At 70.1% G+C, this 2,593-nt stretch carries 2 protein-coding genes; both read left to right on the top strand.

Going from position 1 to position 2,593, the window contains the following annotated elements; all coding sequences use genetic code 11:
• A partial coding sequence (locus HUW36_RS30550) for an ATP-binding protein (RefSeq protein WP_174531257.1) occupies positions 1-383 on the top strand: 383 nt, incomplete at its 5' end.
• Positions 384-470: 87 nt separating this feature from the next.
• Positions 471-2,474 (top strand): aa3-type cytochrome oxidase subunit I, encoded by a 2,004-nt coding sequence (gene ctaD / locus HUW36_RS30545; protein WP_174531256.1) that lies wholly within the window; start codon positions 471-473, stop codon positions 2,472-2,474.
• Positions 2,475-2,593: the final 119 nt, after the last annotated feature.

Here is a 2,593-nt window from a genome sequence, read left to right as displayed (position 1 = left end):
CGGCCGCGTCGCCGCGGTTGCGGGCGCGGCTGGAGCCGGTCGCCGGTGCCTGCCGGCGGGCCCGGGAGCTGGTGACCGAGGCGTGCGGCAGGTGGAACGTGCCGGAGCTGGCCGGGCCGGCGTCGCTGGTGCTCAGCGAGCTGGTCGGCAACGTGGTGCGGCACGCCGGCACCCCGATGCAGGTGACGTTGACGCTGCGCCGGCCGTACCTGCGGGTGGCGGTGCTGGACGGCAGCCCGGCCGACGCGCGGGCCGCGACCTCCCGTGACCCGCGGGCGGAGGGGGGCCGCGGGCTGATGCTGGTTCGCGAGCTGACCCAGCGCTGGGGCAGCACGCCGGTCGGCGCCGGCAAGGTCGTCTGGGCCATGCTCCCGGCGAACTGACCGAATTCTCCGCTCTCGCCTGGTTACATGGGCAGAGGGCCGGGTACGCGCGCCCGTCCTGTCTGTCGTCACACGGGGTGAGATGCCATGCCCAAGCGGGTAGTCACGGAACCGGCACGAGACCGGGGGCCCGCGATCCTCGCGCCGGCCCGGTTCGGGGGATATCCCGGCCCTGTCCGGGAGGCGGTGAAGGGCAACGCGCTGTGGCGGTTGCTGCGGACCACCGACGCCAAGGTGATCGGGCTGCTCTACCTGGGCACCTCGTTCATCTTCTTCCTGATCGGCGGCGTGCTGGCCCTGGTGATCCGGGCCGAACTGGCCCGACCGGGGATGCAGTTCCTCTCCCCCGAGCAGTACAACCAGATGTTCACCATGCACGGCACGATCATGCTGCTGCTGTTCGCCACCCCGTTGGTGTTCGCGTTCGGCAACTACGTCGTGCCGTTGCAGATCGGCGCCCCCGACGTGGCGTTTCCCCGCCTGAACGCGTTCGCGTACTGGCTGTACCTGTTCGGCGGGACGATGGTGCTGGGCGGGTTCGTCACCCCGCAGGGTGCGGCGGACTTCGGCTGGACCGCGTACACGCCGCTGAGCACCGCCCAGCACAGCCCGGGGGTCGGGGCGAACATGTGGGTGGTCGGCCTGGCCATCTCCGGTCTGGGCACGATCCTCGGCGCGGTCAACCTGATCACCACGATCCTGACCCTGCGCGCGCCCGGCATGACCATGTTCCGGATGCCGATCTTCACCTGGAACATGCTGCTCACCAGCGTCCTGGTGATCTTCGTGTTCCCGTTGCTGGCGGCCGCGCTGTTCGCGCTCGCCTCGGACCGGATCCTGCACTCGCACGTCTACGACCCGACGACCGGCGGGCCGATGCTGTGGCAGCACCTGTTCTGGTTCTTCGGGCATCCCGAGGTCTACATCGTGGCGCTGCCGTTCTTCGGCATCATCACCGAGATCATCCCGGTCTTCTCCCGCAAGCCGATCTTCGGCTACACCGGCCTGGTCCTGGCCACCGTCGCCATCACGGTGCTGTCGATGAGCGTGTGGGCACACCACATGTTCGCCACCGGCCAGGTGCTGCTGCCGTTCTTCAGCATCCTCAGCTACCTGATCGCGGTGCCCACCGGCGTGAAGTTCTTCAACTGGATCGGCACCATGTGGAAGGGGCAGATCACGTTCGAGACGCCGATGCTGTTCGCGGTCGGCTTCCTGGTCACGTTCCTGCTCGGCGGCCTGACCGGCGTGCTGCTGGCCAGCCCGCCGGTGGACTTCCACGTCACCGACTCGTACTTCGTGGTGGCGCACTTCCACTACGTGCTCTTCGGCACCATCGTGTTCGCCGCGTTCGGCGGGGTCTACTTCTGGTTCCCGAAGATGACCGGCCGGCTGCTCGACGAACGACTCGGCAAGATCCACTTCTGGACCATGTTCGTCGGCTTCCACGCCACCTTCCTGGTGCAGCACTGGCTGGGCAACGAGGGCATGCCGCGGCGCTACGCCGACTACCTGCCCAGCGACGGCTTCACGGTGCTGAACGAGATCTCCACCGTGGGCTCGTTCGTCCTCGGCGCGTCGACGCTGTTCTTCATCTACAACGTGTGGAAGTCGTGGCGGTACGGCGCCATGGTCACGGTGGACGACCCGTGGGGCTTCGGCAACTCGCTGGAGTGGGCCACCACCTGCCCGCCGCCGCTGCGCAACTTCGACCGGATGCCCCGGATCCGCTCCGAGCGGCCGGCCTTCGACGCCAAGTACGGCCCGCTCGTCTCCGACCTCGGCCGCGACCTGCCCCAGCGCAGCACGAAGCCGCCGCAGCACTTCGCCGAGGAGATGCACCACGAGAGGCGGACGCCGGAGTCGCCGGCGGCCGAGGGTGCGCACGGCGCCCGGGAGGCGGTGGAGTACCAGCCCGCGCCGCAGTCCGGCGCGCGGCCGGTCGAGGTGCCGGAGCCGGAGGGGGTGATCCGGCCCAGCTTCGACCAGACCGACGAGCCGGAGCAGAACATCCTGGGCGCCGAGCGGGACGACTCGCCGAACGACAGGTGGCGCCACCCACGCGGGCACGGCGACAGCCGGGAGAACTGACCGGGCCGCAGGCCGGCGCCGTCGGGCGCCGGCCTCCTTTCCGGGTACGCCGAGACGCCGGCTCCCCCAGCGGGGAGCCGGCGTCGTGCGTGCGGGTCAGTCGGCCGCGGGCAGGCCGG

It is taken from the genome of Micromonospora maritima (assembly GCF_902825405.1).
Classification (GTDB): Bacteria; Actinomycetota; Actinomycetes; order Mycobacteriales; family Micromonosporaceae; genus Micromonospora; species Micromonospora maritima.
The sequence above is the reverse complement of the archived record's forward strand: the minus strand, read 5'-3'. Positions and strand labels throughout refer to the sequence as shown.

Coding starts and splice junctions, on each gene's coding strand:
- ctaD (WP_174531256.1), top strand. CDS start 471: ATGCCCAAGCGGGTAGTCACGGAACCGGCACGAGACCGGGGGCCCGCG.